This window comes from Streptomyces sp. NPDC107522 (genome assembly GCF_055657525.1).
The window spans coordinates 144997-160359 of the sequence record NZ_JBVKAU010000014.1; the positions used below are offsets into that span (position 1 = coordinate 144997).

The window sequence follows — 15363 nt, forward strand, 5'->3', positions numbered from 1 at the left end:
AGGAACGGCCGCAGCCGTTTCCATTCCGCGCCGTCCTCGCCCTGCCCGCATCAACGATCCGACCACAGGGCGATCAGGTGATCGCCCGGACAGGTCCTACCCGTGCAGTTCGCGATAGGCGACGACCGCCCCGGGATGCAGAGGCACGACGCCGGTGGAGATCAGGCTGCGGGCGTCGAGGAACTGGGTGCCGAGGGCCGTGGTGGGGACGAGGCGGGTGGCGTGGCGTACCAGGACGTGGGTCAGGGCGGCGGCGATGGGCGCGGGCAGGTCGGGGCGGCACAGGAGCAGGTTGGCCACGCCGATGGTGGCCACTTCGGGAGTGCCGCGGTATGCGCCGGCCGGCACCGTCACCGCCTCCAGACCCGATCCGGAGCGTCCGGTACCGGCCCGCAGACGGGGCAGGAGGTCGGCCAGCGGCAGGAGGCGGATGCCGGGCCGGGGGGCGAGGCCGGAGAGCACCGGCAGGGGTACGCCGCCCGCGACCAGGAGGGCGTCGATGGAGCCGTCGCGCATCGCGTGGGCCGCCTGGGGCATCAGCAGGTGGCGTACGTGGACGTCGGTGCCCGGGGTCAGGCCCGCGGCGCGCAGCAGGCGGTCGCCGAGCACGGCGCCGCCGGATGCGGGTGCGCCCAGGGAGACGGTGCGCCCCGTCAGGTCGGCGACGGTGTGGATCGGTGCGTCGGAGCGTACGGCCAGTTGGATGTAGTTCTCGTAGACGCGGCCGATCGCCCGGAGGGGGACGCGAGTGCCGAACGGTGGTGTGCCGCCGTGCGCGGCCCACGCGATGTCGGCCAGGGCCAGCGCCACCTCGGCCCGACGCGCCTGCAGCAGCCGTACGTTGGCAACGCTGCCCTGGCTGCCGAGCACCTCGCAGGACAGCCGGGGGTAGGCCGACGTCACCTGTTCGGCGAGGAGGCGGCCGAAGGCCGTGTAGAAGCCGTCGGCCTCGCCGGTCGCGATCCGCAGCCTGCCCGCCGGGCCCCGGTCCGGCTGCCGGGAATCGGCTGTCCCGGCGGCCGCGAGCAGTCCGGCGCAGGCCGTGCCGAGTGCGGCGCGCAGGGCGGTGCGGCGGGCGGGGCGGGTCATGTCGTACGTCCTTTCGGGCACGGCGCCGTGTGCTGCGCCCGGGGGAGTAGGACCCGGACGCGCAGGCCATGCGGTTCGGCCGGGGTGACCTCGATGCGTCCGCCGCGGCCGGCCGCCAACTGCTCGGCGATCGCCAGACCGAGGCCGCTGCCGCGTACGTCGCGGTGGCGCTCGGAGCGCCAGAAGCGGATGCCGGCCTGGGTGAGTTCGCCGGTGTCGAGGCCCGGGCCGTCGTCCCGTACCTCGAACACGGCGTCCCGTCCCTCGGTGAAACAGCGGGCCTCGACGCGGGCGCCGTCCCCGGCGTACTTGATCGCGTTGTCGAGCAGGATGTCGGCCACCTGGGCCAGTTCCCCCTCCGCGCAGGCCATGGGGACGGCGGGGCTGGAGACGAACTCCAGGTGCACTCCGGCCTGTTCGGCCACCGGCCGCCACAGCTGGGCCTGGGCGGCGGCGACCGTCGTCGCGTCGCAGCACGCTGCGCGCGCGTCCGTCACGGCCAGTTCGCCGGCGCGGTGTTCGGCGCCTGCGAGGGCGAGCAGGTCGTCGAGGAGGTGTTCCATGCGTTCGAGTTCGGCGGTCACGCCCGTGTACGTGCGGGTGGCGGAGGCGGGCAGGCGGGGCTGGAGGGAGTCGATGCGCAGGCGCAGGGCGGCGAGCGGGTTGCGCAGCTGGTGCGAGGTGTCGGCGACCAGTCGGCGCTGCTGTTCCAGCGCGGTGGTCACCGCATCCGCCATGCGGTTGAAGCCGGTGGCCAGCTGGCGCAGTTCGGGCGGGCCGCCGGCCCGGGCGTGCTCGGCCGGCAGTCCGGCGGCCAGTGCGCCGACCGCACGGTCCAGGCGGTGCAGGGGGCGTACGACCCACCGCGTGGCGGCGCGGGCGAGCAGCACACACGCCACGGCGAACAGGCCCGCGCCGAGCAGGACGAGCGCCCAGCGCAGTGCGATGTCGTCGGCGGCGGTCCGCACCGAGGCGCGCAGCACCACGGCGCCGGACACCCGGGTTCCGGTGCCCACAGGGCGGGCGAGCAGTTGGTCGCCGCGTGACCAGGGGCGCAGCGTGCCCCCGGGCGCGACGGGCTGGTTGCGCAGCGCCGCGTCGACGAGACGGGCTACGGCCGGGTCGGCGGCGCGCATGCCGCCGGTCTGTACGACCGGCGCTCGGCGGGCGTTCACGACCACGACCGCCTCGCCGTACAGCTCGGTGTACCGGGTGACCTCGGCGGTCAGCGCGCCGGTGTCGCCGCTCTCGGCTGCCTGGTCGGCCAGCGCGGCGAAGCGGTCGAGGTCGGCGGCGCGTGCGGCCACGAGCTGCTCGGTGCGCTGGGTGGCGGTGACGCCCAGCAACGGGACGGCGAAGCCGGCCACTGCGAGCACCGCGAAGGCCAGGACGACGGTCAGAACCCGAGTGCGCATGGGACCGTTCAGCCGCCGAACCGGTAGCCGAAGCCGCGGATGGTGGTCAGCACCTCGGGGCGGGCGAGCTTGGCCCGCAGCTGGGTGAGATGGACGTCGAGCGAGCGGGACACGGCCAGGTAGGCGTCGCCCCAGACCTCGTCCATCAGCTGCTGGCGGCTGACCGCGGTACCGGCCCGGGTGGCGAGCGCGGCGAGGACCGCGAACTCCTTCGTGGTCAGCCGCACCTCGGCACCGCCGACCGTCACCCGGCGCGCGTCGAGGTCGACTTCGACGTCGCCGGCGCGGACCGTACGAGGCGCCGCGGCGGCCGGTGTCGCGGCGCGGCGGGTCACGGCCTCGATCCTGGCCAGCAGCTCGGCCAGCCGTACCGGCTTGACCAGATAGTCGTCGGCACCCAGCCGCAGGCCGCGCACCACCGACCGTTCGTCGCCCCGCGCGGTGAGGACCACCACCGGCAGGCCGCTCACCGCGCGCAGCTTGCGCAGCACCTCCAGGCCGTCGAGGTCGGGCAGGCCGAGGTCGAGCAGCAGCAGGTCGGCCTGGCGGTGGCGGGCGAGGACGTCCTCGCCGCGCCGCACCCGGGTGGGCAGATGACCGTGCTCGTACAGGACCTCGGTCAGCGCACCGGCCACACCGTCGTCGTCCTCGGCCAGCAGCACCCGCACGGTCGCCACCCTTCCCGTCAGTCCCGAGCCTCGCTCTCCAGCGGCGATCCGTCCGACGTCTCGCGCATCCGAATGTAGACGAGCAGCGAGATCAGGACGCAGGCGGTGACGTAGTAGAAGTACCAGCTCTCGTGGCCGGCGTTCTTGAACCACAGGGCGACGTACTCGGCGGTCCCGCCGAACAGGGCGACCGTCAGCGCGTAGGGCAGGCCGACGCCCAGCGCCCGGATCGAGGTCGGGAACAGCTCGGCCTTCACGACCGCGCTGATCGAGGTGTAGAGGGAGCTGACGGCGAGCGGCCCGACCATGAGCAGGAAGGCGTAGAGCGGGTCGCTGGTGTGGGACAGCAGCGTCAGCGAGGGCACCACCACCACGGCGCCCAGCGCCCCGAACGCGATCAGCATCGGACGCCGCCCCACCCGGTCCGACAGCAGCCCCATGACGGGCTGCAGCACCACGAACACCAGCAGCGCGAAGAAGTTGATCCACGCCGCCGTCGGTTTGGCGATGCCGCTGGTGTTGACCATGAACTTCTGCAGATACGTGGTGTACGTGTAGAAGAACAGCGTGCCGCCCATGGTCAGCCCGACCACGACCAGGCACTGCCGCGGGTACGACAGGAGCATCCGCAGACTGCCGCGCGCCGGCCCGTCGCCGTCCCGCTTGCCGCTGTCCTCGGCCGCCGCGCGCTCGAAACTCTCCGACTCGTCCATGCCGCGCCGCAGCCACAGCACGACGATCGCCCCGGCGGCACCGACGACGAACGCGACCCGCCAGCCCCACGCCTCCATCTGCGCGCCGCTGAGCACCTGCTGCAGGACGATCTGCAGGCCGAGCGCGGTCAGCTGCCCGGCGATGAGCGTGACGTACTGGAAACTCGAGTAGTAGCCGCGCCGCCCGGGCGAGGCCACCTCCGACATGTAGGTGGCCGAGGTCGAGTACTCCCCGCCGACGGACAGGCCCTGCAGCAGCCGCGCGGTCACCAGCAGCACCGGCGCCGCGACACCGATCGCGCCGTACGACGGGGTCAGCGCGACGATCAGCGAACCGGCCGCCATGAGCGTCACCGACAGCGTCAGCGCCGCGCGTCGCCCACGGCGGTCGGCGTACCGCCCCAGCACCCAGCCGCCGATCGGGCGCATCAGGAACCCGACGGCGAACACCGCGGCGGTGTTCAGCAACTGGGCGGTCTGGTCACCGGACGGAAAGAACGCGGCGGCGAAGTACACGCTGAACGCGGTGTACGCGTACCAGTCGTACCACTCGATCAGGTTGCCGATCGATCCGCGCAGGATGTTGCTGACAACCCTGCGCTCACTGCGGCCTGCCTGGTGCCCTACGGCTGGCGTGGTCTGTGTGGCCATCGAAAACTCCCTTGTCTGCGGCCCGGGAGCACAAAGAGTCGACGGCGCGGAAGTGCCGTTCAACATCGCGAGCGAAGTCCTAACAGTCCCTTAGGGATGAGGCTCCCTCTCAGGGCGCCATGGAGCGTGCGACGCGGAATCCGACGTCGTCGACCTCGAACGTGGGATGGCTGCGGCGTCTGACGGAGGCCCTGCAGCTCCAGTGCTCGTCGAACCAGCCGCCACCGCGCAGTACCCGGTAGCTGCCGTAGATCTCGGCGTCGTAGATGTCCCAGCACCACTCCCACACGTTGCCGAGCATGTCGTGAAGGCCCCACGGGTTGGGCCGCTTGCCGCCCACCTCGCGGATCCGCCCGCCCGCGTTGCCTCGATGCCAGGCGATCTCGTCGAGCGGACCGTAGCGCGGCCCGCTGGTGCCGGCCCGGCAGGCGTGCTCCCACTCCGCTTCACTCGGCAGCCGGTACCCGTCGGCCGATGGGTCCCACGCGATGTCGTCACCGTCTTGGCCCCCTTCGCCGTCTTCGCTGTCGGCCCGGAAGTGGTAGGCGGGCATGAGCCCGTCACGTCGGGACAGGGCGTTGCAGAAGCGGACGGCGTCCCACCAGGAGACGCCCTCGACGGGCAGCTGATCCCCGCGGCTGGTGCTTGGGTGCTCTCCGGTGACCTGCGCGTACACCGCCTGGGTGACCGGGTGGGTTGCGAGCCGGTAGGGCGAAAGCTCGACCGTCCACCTGCGCTGTGTCCGGCGGTCCGACAGAGTGACCTGCCCCGCCGGAATCGCGATCATCTCGGGCTCTGCGCTCGCATCCATCAGGAGATGACACTACTTTGCGCGGCGGCGCCCGGAAGAGCGCCGGCGACCGGCCGCGGAGCGCGCCCGGTGCCGTCAGCTGAGGCCCGGCGGTGTCCAGTCGGCGTGCCGCAGGATGGCGCGGACGGTCGTACGGGCGGGGGCCAGCCGGAGGGCGGTGTTCCGTACGGCGACGGCCAAGGGGTGGGTCAGTTGCTGACCCATGCGGCCGGCCTGGCGGGCGGCGCGTGCGACGGACTGGCTGCGCGGGCATCGCTCGGCGTCGTACCGGGCCAGCGCCGCCTCGACGGTGGGTTCGGTGGCGAGCGCGGCGGTGAGCACGGCCGCGTCCTCGAGTGCCTGGCAGGCGCCCTGGCCCAGGTTCGGGGTCATGGCGTGGGCGGCGTCGCCGAGCAGGACGATCCGGCCCGCGGTGAAGGCGGGCAGGGGGATCGCCAGCTCGTGGATGTCGTGGTGCAGTACGGCGCCGGGGGCGGTCGCGTCCAGCAGCGCGGGGATGGGGTCGTGCCAGTCGCCGAAGCGGCGGCGCATGGCGGCGAGGGCGTCCGTGTGCCGCACGCCGGGCGACGAGTTGAGCACCGCATGCCACTCGGCCCGGCCGTCGGCGAACGCGATGTGGCCGAACTCGGCTCCCTTCCCCCAGGTCAGTTCGAAGTCGGTGTCCAAGTCGACCGGGCGCTCGGTGATCGCGCGCAATACGGTCGACCCGCTGTAGGCCGGGCCGGGGTGCCGGGGGAACAGCTGGGCGCGCAGTCGGCTGCCCACTCCGTCGGCGGCCACGACCAGGTCCGCCTCCAGGACGCCGTCCCCGAGCCGCACCCGCACCCGGCCCGGTCCGGTACGGTCGACGGACACCGCCTCGGCCCCGACCACCAGGCACTCGGACGGCAGCGCCGCGCGCAGCAGGCGGTGCAGCACGGCCCGGGGGATACCGACGATCGGCGTACCCAGCTCGCGCTCGAGAGCGGCCCCGTCCATCCGGGCCAGCCAGCCTCCACCGGGGACCCGGGTACCCCCGCTGTACTGCGGTCGCGCGGCGGCGCGCACCGCCTCGCCGACACCGAGAAGGTCCAGGGCACGGATGCCGTTGGCGTGCAGGGAGATACCCGCACCCGCATCGGCGAGGACGGGGGCGCGTTCGACGACCGTGACCTCCCACCCGAGCAGACGCAGCCCGATCGCGGCGGCCAGCCCGCCAATACCTGCGCCCACCACCACCGCGCTGCCGCTGCCACCCATACGGCCCTCCCTGGCCCGCCCGTTCATGCTTCTACAGATGTAGAAGGAGAGTACCCGGCTCCTCTACAGGTGTAGAAAGGGGTGTGCCCACAGACCGACGTACCGTCCTCGCCGACGCGGCCATCGACGTGCTCGCCGATACCGGAATCCGGGGACTGACCCATCGCGCGGTGGACCGGGCGGCAAACCTGCCACCCGGCACCACATCCGCCTACTACCGCACCCGCCAGGCCCTGCTCACCGCACTGGTCCGGCGGCTGGTCGCCCTCGACCAGGCGGAACTCCAGACGATCGGGGAGCGGACGCCGGCGCCGCGGAACGCCGAGGAACTGGTGGCTGGCATCGCTGCCTTCGTCGAGCAACGACTCACGGGCGACGGACGCCGGCGTTCCCTCGCCCGCTACGCGTGCGCCATCGAGAGCGTGCACCATCCCGAGCTGCAGGAAATCCTGGTGGCGCGTCAGAACGCGGCACGACACGTCGTACGCGACTTCCTGGCCGGACAGGGCGTCGCGGACGCCGAGGACCGTACCGTCACCCTGCTGACCTGCGTGGACGGACTGGTCTTCGACCGCCTGGTATCGGGCGGAACCGTCGCGCACCAGGAGATCCGCTGGCTGGTGGCAGCGGCGCTTCGGTAGCCCCTGCTGCGGGCACCGGCCGCGCCGAATGGCCGCACGCTCCTGAGTCCACAGGCAGACAGGGGGGGGGCAGGGGGCAGGAGGCCGTGCGCTCGGCCCGCGACGCGACGTGTCCAGTCGAGGAGCCGCCGAGCCCCCGCATGCGCGTGAGCGTCCCTGGTCGCACCCTGGTGGCATGGCAACCACGCAACCCGTCGTCGTCTACCCACCCGCCGAGGACGGCGGGCGGCGCGTGCGGGCGGACGATCAGTTCCTGGGCATGGCGTACGGGCTCTTGGACGTTGCCGAGTTCCTGCGCCGGGCGGGAATCGAGGACGCGGATCCCGAGTACGTGCGGGCATCCGCGCTGATCGAGTGGCGTGGTGGCGGCCCGGACGTGTGGGGACGCTGAGCGGGTCGCCTCGTGTCCGGGGTGTCCAAGTCGGCGCCGCTGACGCATCATCAGCCAGGTGGGGCCGTCGCTCGCGCTCCAGCCCCGCAAGCGAGCAAGAGACCGGGGAGATCCAAGGAAGACGGCTCCCCACCTCGCCGGCCCTAAGGATGCTCAGTCCAGACAGAACTCGTTGCCCTCGATGTCCTGCATCACGATGCACGACTCATTGACGCCATCCGCACGCAGGAGGCGCACGCGTACCGCGCCGAGCGCGACCAGTCGTGCGCATTCGGCCTCAAGGGTGGCCAGCCGCTCTTCCCCCACGAGTCCGGTACCGACCCGCACACACAGATGCAGCCGATTCTTGGCGACCTTACCTTCGGGGACGCGCTGAAAGTACAGTCGCGGCCCGACCCCTGAGGGATCACTGCAGGTGAACCATGAACCCTGGTCCTCAGGAGACTGGGACCGGTTGTAATCGTCCCAAGTGGCGAACCCCGCCGGTGGCGGCGGTACGACGTACCCCAACACCTCGCACCAGAAGCGAGCGACGCGCTCCGGTTCTGCGCAGTCGAAGGTGACCTGGAACTGCCTGATCGATGACATCGGCGCACCCTACCAGGGGGCTCAGCTGCTCATTTCCCCAGGCAGATCCGCGAGTTGTCGAGAGGTGCACGAGACAGGCGACAGCTCAGGCCCTCGTCCCCGCATCGCATCGGAGGTACTTGAAGTTGCGTCAGGACAGGCTGTCGATCTTGCTGCGGACCTTGTTCACGATGGCGGCCGGAAGCGTCGCGTAGCCCTGGAAACTCAGGTCTTCCTGCCCCTTCGTGCCGGCGATGTACGTCAGGAACGCCTTCGTGGCGGACCACGTCGTCGGCTTGTTGCCCTTGTCGCAGACGATCTCGTACGTGACCATGTCGATCGGGTAGGCGTCCGGGGCCTTGGTCGTGTAGTCGAGCTCGAGCACCAAGTCGTCACCCGTGCCGGCGACTTTCGCATCGGCGATGGCCTTGGAGGCCGTGAGGACGCTGGCGTCGACCGGAGCGGGGGCGCCGGTGGCGATCGAGGCCGTGGGGACGGTGCGGGCGAGCGCATACGACAGCTCCACGTACCCGATCGCACCCTCCGTCTTCTTCACCTGATCGACGAGGCCGGAGGACCCCTTGGCGGATCGGCCGCCCTTGGCCTTCCACTCCTTGTCGTGCCCGTGCGGCCAGGCGCTCGGTGCGGCCGCGCTCAGGTAGGAGGTGAAGTTGTCCGTCGTGCCGGAGGAATCGGACCGGTGTGACGCTCGGATCGGCGTCGACGGCAGCCTGGTGCCGGGGTTGAGTTTCGCGATCGCGGGATCGTTCCACTTGGTGATCTTCGAGTCGAAGATCTTGGCGAGTGTGGGGGCGTCGAGGACCAGCTTCTTGACCCCTGGCAGGTTGAAGGCGATGGCGATCGGGCCGCCGAGCATCGGCAGGTGGACGGCCTTGCCGCTGTTGGAGCAGGCGCTCTTGGACTGGGTGATCTGGGCGGCGCTCAGTGCGGAGTCGGACCCGGCAAAGGCGGTTCTGCCGTCGAGGAAATCGGCCTGGCCGGCACCGGAGCCGTTGCCTTCGTAGCTGATCCGGGTTCCGGGGCAGGCCCGCATGTAGTTCTTGATCCAGAACTGCATCGCGAACTCCTGCGCAGTCGAGCCCGAGGCCGACAGTGAGGCCGCCTTGCCGCACTTGATATCGCCGTCGCCCGTGGGGGCGGGCGAGGTGGGCGTGGGTGATCTGCCGGAGCTCTGTGCGCTGCCGTTCGAGCCGCAAGCCGAAAGGAGGAGCACGCCGGAGACGACTGCCGAGCCGATCGCCAGGGTGCGAGGTCGGCTCTTACGCTGACGCTTCACTCTTCGGTGCTCCTTCCGGGGAGGCGGTGCCCGTCCACCGTCGAGACTATAAGTAACAAATCGATCGCTCTCGGTAATGACGCCTTGTTATCGAGCAGCTGTGCCGCCGGCCACCCTGATCGCCCAGCCTCGCTGTTTCGATGCGGGCCGGGGCGCGGCTGCTGAGGAGCCGGGCACGAGCCGATGACGCGATGAGTTCCGGCCGGGACGGGAGTCTGTTCTGGTGACCGTCGTAGGACGTCTACGACGCTGCCTGGCACGAGACACCACGGAGGACACCATGACGATCACGCCGGACGACCCGACCACCGCGCTGCCCGGCCGCCCGCCCGTCGTGGACCTGGCCACCTGGCAGACCGCCCGTGACGAGCTACTGGTCCGCGAGAAGGCCCACACCCGCGATGGTGACGCCATCGCCGCGGCCCGCCGTCGGCTGCCGATGGTGGAGTTCGACGGGGCGGTCGAGGTCGTCGGGCCTGACGGCCCGGTCCCGTTCCTGGACCTGTTCCAGGGTCGCGACGAGCTCGTGGTCTACAAGCACATGTGGTACGACGGCGCCCCGCACCAGGGGCAGTGCGAGGGCTGCACCACCACGGCCTGGCATCTGAAGGACGCCGTCTACCTCAACGCCCGCGGCGTCTCGTTCGCCGTCCTGACCACCGGCCGCTGGGACGAGGTGGCCTCCTACGTCGAGTTCATGGGCTACACCCAGCCCTGGTACTCGGTGCGCGACGTGGACGCGCCGGTGGGCGGCGAGATGGGGTACCTCACCTGCTTCCTGCGCGACGGCGACCGCGTGTTCCTCACCTACTCCACCACGGGCCGTGGCAACGAGCGGGTCAACGGGTCCCTCGGCCTGCTCGACATGACGCCCTACGGCCGCGGCGAGGCGTGGGAGGACAACCCCGAGGGCTGGCCCGAGGGGCGCAGCCCGTGCTGGTCCTGGCGCTCGGACGCCGACGGAAACGCCACCTGGGGCCCCACCAGCCGCCCCGTTCCGCAGTGGACCCGCCCCGGCGCGACCCCCGTGCAGACCCTCGGACGGCACGGCCACCATCACTGACACGCCGTCATCGACGGGGTCCGCATAGAGCGTCAGGAAGGACTCCTGGTAGGAGAGGGCTGTCAAGGCTGCTTGCCCGTCCTGCCATGAGTCCGTCCGGCTGCACGTATCGTCCAAGTAGGTAGGGCAGTGCTCTAGGTATGGCAGTGCTCAGGGGAGAGGGGCCAGGCGACGATGCAGGCGCCAGAAGTCCAGCGTGCGGTGGCCGCGGCCATGTCGACCGCCTCATCACTTGGCCTGACAGCCGACGACGCGATCGTTCTTCACGACTCGAACAAGCTCACTGTGCGTCTGCTGCCCTGTGACGTCCTGGCCCGGGTGGCACCCGTAGCCCAACACGTCTCACAGTTCGAAGTCGAGCTGGCTCAGCATCTCGCCGCATCCGGCTGCCCTGTGGCTGCGCTCGATCCTCGAGTGGAGCCACGCGTCTACGAGCGCGATGGCTTCGTGATCACACTGTGGACCTACTACGAACCCGTGACACCCGGAGAAGTCTCACCCGCCGACTACGCCCATGCGCTCGAACGACTGCATGCCGGCATGCGCAGGGTCGAAATCCCGACACCGCACTTCACGGACCGAGTCGAGCAGGCTCAACAACTCGTGGCGGACCGCGACCGCACTCCGGCGCTCGCCGACGCCGACCGGGCACTGCTCGGCGACACGTTACGACGCGGGCGACGAGTGATCGGCGAGCGCGGCGGCGCCGAGCAGCTGCTGCACGGCGAGCCCCACCCGGGCAACCTGCTCACCACGAAGAACGGGCTGCTGTTCATCGACCTCGAGACGTGCTGCCGTGGGCCCGTCGAATTCGACATCGCCCATGCACCCGAAGCAGTCAGCGAGCACTATCCGGGTGTCGATCAGGACGTGCTGCGCGAGTGCCGGATCCTCATGCTGGCGGTGATCACAACCTGGCGCTGGGACCGAGACGACCGACTCCCCAACGGGCGCCGGCTGGGCACGGAATGGCTCAGCCAGCTCCGGGCAGCACTCGATGGCAACGGCCTGCAGACCCATGGCTGATCGCGGACCTTCGAGACCGTAGCCGCCGGCCGCACGACCACGCGCTCCCGTGGGCTGGTGCGGAAGCGCAGAAATGCGTGCTGCTCCGGGCCCGTTCAGTCGGCGTCGGCTCTCTGCGCGGCCGCGGTGTCGTAGGCGGCGCGGGCCTCGGCGATGGCGGACCGGTGCCGCTCGGCCCAGTCCACCAGACCGGTCAGCGACGCGTGGAGCTCCCGGGCCATGGGAGTGAGGCTGTACTCGACCTTGGGCGGCACGGTCGGATGCACGGTGCGAACGAGCAGTCCGTCCCGCTCCAGCCTGCGCAGGTTGAGGGTGAGCATCCGTCGGCTGATGCCCTTAATGGCGCGTTCCAGTGCGGTGAAGCGGACCGGACCGTGGGCGGCGGCGATGAGGATTCCGATGCTCCATTTGCCCGCCACGCGGTCGAGCACCTCGGTGACCGGACAGGCTTCGTCCCTGAGCGCTTCGGTAACACGGATGTGACTGCGTGACACGAAAGTGCCTCCTTCCGATGAGCGGAATGGTTACCGATGATGACTGCAGTTACAAGTCGTCACCCGTCGTCAACCAAGGGGGAAAGCATGCCTGTTCACGCTCTCGTCGTCGACCCGTCCACATCCACCGCCGTCCGCCTCGCCGAGGTGCCCGATCCCGTGCCCGGGCCGGGGCAGGCCCTGGTGGACGTCTCCCACGCCTCGTTGAACTACGGCGACCTCAACGACGCCCGCTCCGGGCGGGTCGCGGTGGGTGCGGTGCTCGGTTCGGACGCCGCCGGAGTGGTCGTTCAGGCCGCAGCCGACGGAACCGGACCGGCGGTGGGGACCCGGGTGGTCGCCCTGACCGCGGGGGCGTTCGCGGAGCGCGTCGCGATCGACGTGGGCGCGCTCGCCGAGGTGCCGAAGGGACTGGACCCGGCACAGGCGGCCGCTCTGCCGGTCGCCGGAGTGGCGGCTCTGCGCTCGCTGCGGGCCGCCGGCCTCGGGCCGGACAAGAGGGTGTTGGTCACCGGCGCCTCCGGCGGCGTCGGCCGGTTCGCCGTCCAGCTGGCGGCGCGGGCCGGTGCTCATGTGATCGCGTCCGTGGGCTCGTCTTCCCGCGGGGAAGGGCTGGCCGAGTTGGGCGCCGACGAGGTGCTGATCGGACTGGAGGGACTCCGGCGACCGGTCGACGTGGTCATCGACAGCGTCGGCGGCCCTCAACTGGTCGCGGCATGGAAGCTGCTCGCGCCTGGGGGCAGCGTGCAGAGCGTCGGCTGGACATCCGGGGAACCGGCGGTCTTTCCACCGTATGCGACCGTCGGACCGGCCAAGTCGCTGACGTCCTTCGTCATCGAGGGCGACGTCGGCGAGGACTTGGCCATTCTCACCGAGCTGGCCGCCGAGGGGGCCCTCAGCGTCGAGATCGGCTGGCAAGGATCCTGGGATCACTTCGACGAGGCGGCGACGGCGCTTCGCGGACGTCGGATCTCCGGAAAAGCCGTCCTGGAGATGGCATCTGATCAGCTGCACCTGCCGGCGCCTTCTCCGCGGGAATAGGGACCGTCCGATCGGCCGGCGGATGGCCCCACGGGCGACCCATTGGACTCCCATGACGGGGCGAACCGCCAGCTGCGCGGAGGGCAAGGCGTAAGCCGTGCCTACCGGAGAGCCGGGGCCGCTCGTGACACCCGCAGTTCCGTGAGATACCGCTTGGTGACCTGGCCGCCGTACCGCCCGTCGATCAGCCCGGCGATGCACTCCAGCAGTCCCTCCCTGGCCTCCGGCGACAGCGCCCGGTGGCCGGAGTAGGTCCGCAGCACCTCCAGATACTCCGAGGTGGTGTACGTCAGGTCCCACTCGTAACGCCGGAAGAGCACGGGGCCGAACCGGCCACTGCGTGCGACCTCGTCCGCGTGATCCGACGTGTCGACGTCATCCGCGGCAGGAAGCCGCAGCGCCGGAGGGGTGGCCGGATCGAAACGCTCGTAGCAGTCCTGGGCCTCGACGAAGAACTCTTCGCTGCCGCCCGCCACATGCTGTGTGGCGACCACGGCGAGAGCGCCACCGGGCCGCAGCGCGTCGGCGGCTTTTGCCATCCGTACCGCTGGATCAATCCAGTGGAACGCCGTCGCCGAGACGACCGCGTCGAACGGCTCCTGCGGCAGCGGCCAGGTCTCGAAGTCCGCCGTCACAATCTCCACTGCCTCGAACGCGCCCAGGTTGCGCCGGGCGACAGCGGCCATGGCCGCGCCCAGCTCGACGGCGGTGATCCGGCAACCGCGCTCGGCGAGCGGCAAGGTCGCCTTGCCGGTGCCCGCCCCTACCTCCAGGACACGACAGCCGGGGCCGATGCCGGCCACCTCGGTGAGGTCGTCGAACAACTCTGGCGGATACCCGGGCCTGGCCCGGTCGTACAACTCCGCGTCCTCGTCGAAGGTCCGGCTCAAGTGGACACGGCGCGTTTCGTCAGGCGTGTCGTCGCGCATGGCAGCACACTAGGGCCTCCCGGCGCGTCAGGAGCCAAGCCGAAGACGTGCCTGGTTCCGCTGATCCTGGCAGGTGTCCGCTTCCAGGGTGCCTCCTGGTTGACCGGCCTGAAATGATCTCGGCGTGACAACCAACTCACCCGAACGATCTGACGTGCCTCCACGCGAAGTCCGCATTCCTACGTCCGACGGCGGTCGACTGTGGGCTGAGCGCGATGGCACCGGAAGCCCGGTCGTGCTACTGCACGGCGCCGGCATGGACTCTCGCCTGTGGGACGCAGTCGTTCCCGAGCTGGCTCGCCACCACGACGTGATCCGCTATGACGCCCGCGGCCTGGGACGCTCCTCACCTCCAGGCAAGCCGTTCAGCGACGTCGAGGATCTGCGTACAGTCCTTGACCACTTCGGCCTTCGTCAAGCCGCGCTGGTCGGGTTGAGCATGGGCGGGGAGACCGCGCTGGACTTCGCCCTCGCCCACCCGGAGCGCGTCGCCGCACTGGCCCTGGTCGGTGCCTCGGTCAGCGGTCACGTCTGGCCGCAGAGCCCCGAGTTGTCGGCCTATGCCAGGGCGCGGCGCGAGCGTGAGCCGGCCACCCTGGCTGAGCTGGAACTGACGATCTGGGCAGCCATGGGCCGTACGGCTCCTGGAGGAGAGCTCATCGAGACGATGGTCGCCTCCAACGCCAAGCGGCGAATTGTGAGCGAACATCACTGCGTTGTCTCCGCGGGCCGTGATGCCGAACCCCACCTCGGAGACATCACCGCGCCGACGCTGGTCATCCACGGCGACCACGACCACCCGGAGATTGCGGTGATCGCCGAACGACTTGTCACGGACATTCCCGGCGCCTGCGGCGAGATGATCCCGGACGCCGACCACTACCTGCCGCTCCGTACACCCGAACGTCTCACCAAGCTGCTGCTGTCACACCTGGGCTGACACGCAGACCAGCAACGATCCACATCTATTGGACAGTTACTCCCACGCGGACCGGAACGACCAGTACCGCTCAGAGTCACGTGGCAAGGGGAAGGTGCGATCATGGCAGCAGGTCCGTCTGGTTTTCCGAGACCCCGCTTGAGAGGAATTGGCCTCGGTGTCCTCGTCGGCGGGCTGACCACAGTGGCTTGCACTGCCACGATCGGCAGGGCCTGGACTGCTTGTGACATCGGAAGCAGTGCATCAGCCAACAGCATGACCTTGCTGTTTCTCGCGCCTCTCATATGGATCCCTGCTGCGGTCCCGTGGGTCATCCTGGAAAGCACCCTCGGACGACGTCACCGAGGGGCAGCTCTCGCCGCAGGGCTCATCTTCACCCTGTGGTTCA

16 protein-coding genes are annotated in these 15363 nt (G+C 70.4%); 6 read left to right on the forward strand and 10 right to left on the reverse strand.

Features of this window, described 5'->3' with window-relative positions; genetic code table 11:
* Positions 1 to 96: 96 nt before the first annotated feature.
* The 6 genes from ACZ7L6_RS33380 to ACZ7L6_RS33405 form a co-directional block, all read right to left on the reverse strand.
* Positions 97 to 1089, reverse strand: a complete 993-nt coding sequence (locus ACZ7L6_RS33380) for a TAXI family TRAP transporter solute-binding subunit (protein WP_471930420.1) — start codon at positions 1087 to 1089, stop codon at positions 97 to 99.
* Entirely contained in the window at positions 1086 to 2504 is a 1419-nt protein-coding gene (locus tag ACZ7L6_RS33385) for a sensor histidine kinase (protein ID WP_471930422.1), read from the reverse strand. Before ACZ7L6_RS33385 ends, ACZ7L6_RS33380 begins: the two co-directional genes overlap by 4 nt.
* An 8-nt stretch (positions 2505 to 2512) precedes the next feature.
* Complete coding sequence (locus ACZ7L6_RS33390; RefSeq protein ID WP_471930424.1) at positions 2513 to 3172, reverse strand: response regulator transcription factor; 660 nt, start codon at positions 3170 to 3172, stop codon at positions 2513 to 2515.
* 17 nt (positions 3173 to 3189) lie between these two features.
* Positions 3190 to 4536 carry an MFS transporter gene (locus ACZ7L6_RS33395; protein WP_471930426.1) on the reverse strand — a complete coding sequence of 449 codons (1347 nt, stop codon included), beginning with the start codon at positions 4534 to 4536 and terminating at the stop codon, positions 3190 to 3192.
* A 109-nt stretch (positions 4537 to 4645) separates the two neighbouring features.
* Complete coding sequence (locus tag ACZ7L6_RS33400) at positions 4646 to 5347, reverse strand: formylglycine-generating enzyme family protein (RefSeq protein ID WP_471930428.1); 702 nt, start codon at positions 5345 to 5347, stop codon at positions 4646 to 4648.
* Between the two features lie 75 nt (positions 5348 to 5422).
* Positions 5423 to 6586, reverse strand: a complete 1164-nt coding sequence (locus ACZ7L6_RS33405; protein ID WP_471930430.1) for an FAD-dependent monooxygenase — start codon at positions 6584 to 6586, stop codon at positions 5423 to 5425.
* A gap of 83 nt (positions 6587 to 6669) precedes the next feature.
* Between ACZ7L6_RS33405 and ACZ7L6_RS33410 the strand changes: the two genes are divergently transcribed.
* Both ACZ7L6_RS33410 and ACZ7L6_RS33415 read left to right on the forward strand, forming a co-directional pair.
* Positions 6670 to 7227, forward strand: coding sequence for a TetR/AcrR family transcriptional regulator (locus ACZ7L6_RS33410; RefSeq protein WP_471930432.1), 558 nt, complete (start codon positions 6670 to 6672; stop codon positions 7225 to 7227).
* Positions 7228 to 7402: 175 nt separating this feature from the next.
* Positions 7403 to 7618 (forward strand): hypothetical protein, encoded by a 216-nt coding sequence (locus ACZ7L6_RS33415; protein WP_471930434.1) that lies wholly within the window; start codon positions 7403 to 7405, stop codon positions 7616 to 7618.
* Between the two features lie 153 nt (positions 7619 to 7771).
* On the opposite strand, the gene ACZ7L6_RS33420 is transcribed toward ACZ7L6_RS33415, so the two are convergent.
* Positions 7772 to 8206, reverse strand: a complete 435-nt coding sequence (locus ACZ7L6_RS33420) for a VOC family protein (protein ID WP_471930436.1) — start codon at positions 8204 to 8206, stop codon at positions 7772 to 7774.
* Between the two features lie 130 nt (positions 8207 to 8336).
* Positions 8337 to 9482 (reverse strand): phosphate ABC transporter substrate-binding protein PstS, encoded by a 1146-nt coding sequence (gene pstS / locus ACZ7L6_RS33425; protein ID WP_471930438.1) that lies wholly within the window; start codon positions 9480 to 9482, stop codon positions 8337 to 8339.
* 280 nt (positions 9483 to 9762) lie between these two features.
* Here pstS and ACZ7L6_RS33430 point away from each other — a divergent pair, with 280 nt between their 5' ends.
* A complete protein-coding gene (locus ACZ7L6_RS33430) occupies positions 9763 to 10545 on the forward strand; it encodes a DUF899 domain-containing protein (protein ID WP_471930440.1) in 783 nt (260 codons plus the stop codon).
* A gap of 174 nt (positions 10546 to 10719) precedes the next feature.
* Entirely contained in the window at positions 10720 to 11571 is an 852-nt protein-coding gene (locus ACZ7L6_RS33435) for a phosphotransferase enzyme family protein (protein ID WP_471930442.1), read from the forward strand.
* A 95-nt stretch (positions 11572 to 11666) separates the two neighbouring features.
* On the opposite strand, the gene ACZ7L6_RS33440 is transcribed toward ACZ7L6_RS33435, so the two are convergent.
* The gene (locus tag ACZ7L6_RS33440) at positions 11667 to 12065 is read right to left on the reverse strand and encodes a winged helix-turn-helix transcriptional regulator (RefSeq protein WP_471930444.1); all 399 of its coding nucleotides are present in this window, start codon (positions 12063 to 12065) and stop codon (positions 11667 to 11669) included.
* 87 nt (positions 12066 to 12152) lie between these two features.
* Here ACZ7L6_RS33440 and ACZ7L6_RS33445 point away from each other — a divergent pair, with 87 nt between their 5' ends.
* Positions 12153 to 13106 carry a zinc-binding dehydrogenase gene (locus tag ACZ7L6_RS33445; RefSeq protein WP_471930446.1) on the forward strand — a complete coding sequence of 318 codons (954 nt, stop codon included), beginning with the start codon at positions 12153 to 12155 and terminating at the stop codon, positions 13104 to 13106.
* 101 nt (positions 13107 to 13207) lie between these two features.
* Here the strand turns inward: ACZ7L6_RS33445 and ACZ7L6_RS33450 are convergent, their stop codons facing one another.
* Positions 13208 to 14035: a class I SAM-dependent methyltransferase gene (locus ACZ7L6_RS33450; RefSeq protein ID WP_471930448.1), complete on the reverse strand. Its 828-nt coding sequence runs from the start codon at positions 14033 to 14035 to the stop codon at positions 13208 to 13210.
* 235 nt (positions 14036 to 14270) lie between these two features.
* On the opposite strand from ACZ7L6_RS33450, the gene ACZ7L6_RS33455 reads away from it, so the two are divergent.
* Positions 14271 to 14975, forward strand: coding sequence for an alpha/beta fold hydrolase (locus tag ACZ7L6_RS33455; RefSeq protein ID WP_471930450.1), 705 nt, complete (start codon positions 14271 to 14273; stop codon positions 14973 to 14975).
* Positions 14976 to 15363: the final 388 nt, after the last annotated feature.

Excerpts from the sequence above, each read along its gene's own strand:
- ACZ7L6_RS33395 (WP_471930426.1), bottom strand. The coding sequence starts at position 4,536 with ATGGCCACACAGACCACGCCAGCCGTAGGGCACCAGGCAGGCCGCAGT.
- ACZ7L6_RS33430 (WP_471930440.1), top strand. The coding sequence starts at position 9,763 with ATGACGATCACGCCGGACGACCCGACCACCGCGCTGCCCGGCCGCCCG.
- ACZ7L6_RS33445 (WP_471930446.1), top strand. The coding sequence starts at position 12,153 with ATGCCTGTTCACGCTCTCGTCGTCGACCCGTCCACATCCACCGCCGTC.
- ACZ7L6_RS33380 (WP_471930420.1), bottom strand. The coding sequence starts at position 1,089 with ATGACCCGCCCCGCCCGCCGCACCGCCCTGCGCGCCGCACTCGGCACG.
- ACZ7L6_RS33420 (WP_471930436.1), bottom strand. The coding sequence starts at position 8,206 with ATGTCATCGATCAGGCAGTTCCAGGTCACCTTCGACTGCGCAGAACCG.
- ACZ7L6_RS33385 (WP_471930422.1), bottom strand. The coding sequence starts at position 2,504 with ATGCGCACTCGGGTTCTGACCGTCGTCCTGGCCTTCGCGGTGCTCGCA.
- ACZ7L6_RS33415 (WP_471930434.1), top strand. The coding sequence starts at position 7,403 with ATGGCAACCACGCAACCCGTCGTCGTCTACCCACCCGCCGAGGACGGC.
- ACZ7L6_RS33435 (WP_471930442.1), top strand. The coding sequence starts at position 10,720 with ATGCAGGCGCCAGAAGTCCAGCGTGCGGTGGCCGCGGCCATGTCGACC.
- ACZ7L6_RS33400 (WP_471930428.1), bottom strand. The coding sequence starts at position 5,347 with ATGGATGCGAGCGCAGAGCCCGAGATGATCGCGATTCCGGCGGGGCAG.
- ACZ7L6_RS33450 (WP_471930448.1), bottom strand. The coding sequence starts at position 14,035 with ATGCGCGACGACACGCCTGACGAAACGCGCCGTGTCCACTTGAGCCGG.
- ACZ7L6_RS33405 (WP_471930430.1), bottom strand. The coding sequence starts at position 6,586 with ATGGGTGGCAGCGGCAGCGCGGTGGTGGTGGGCGCAGGTATTGGCGGG.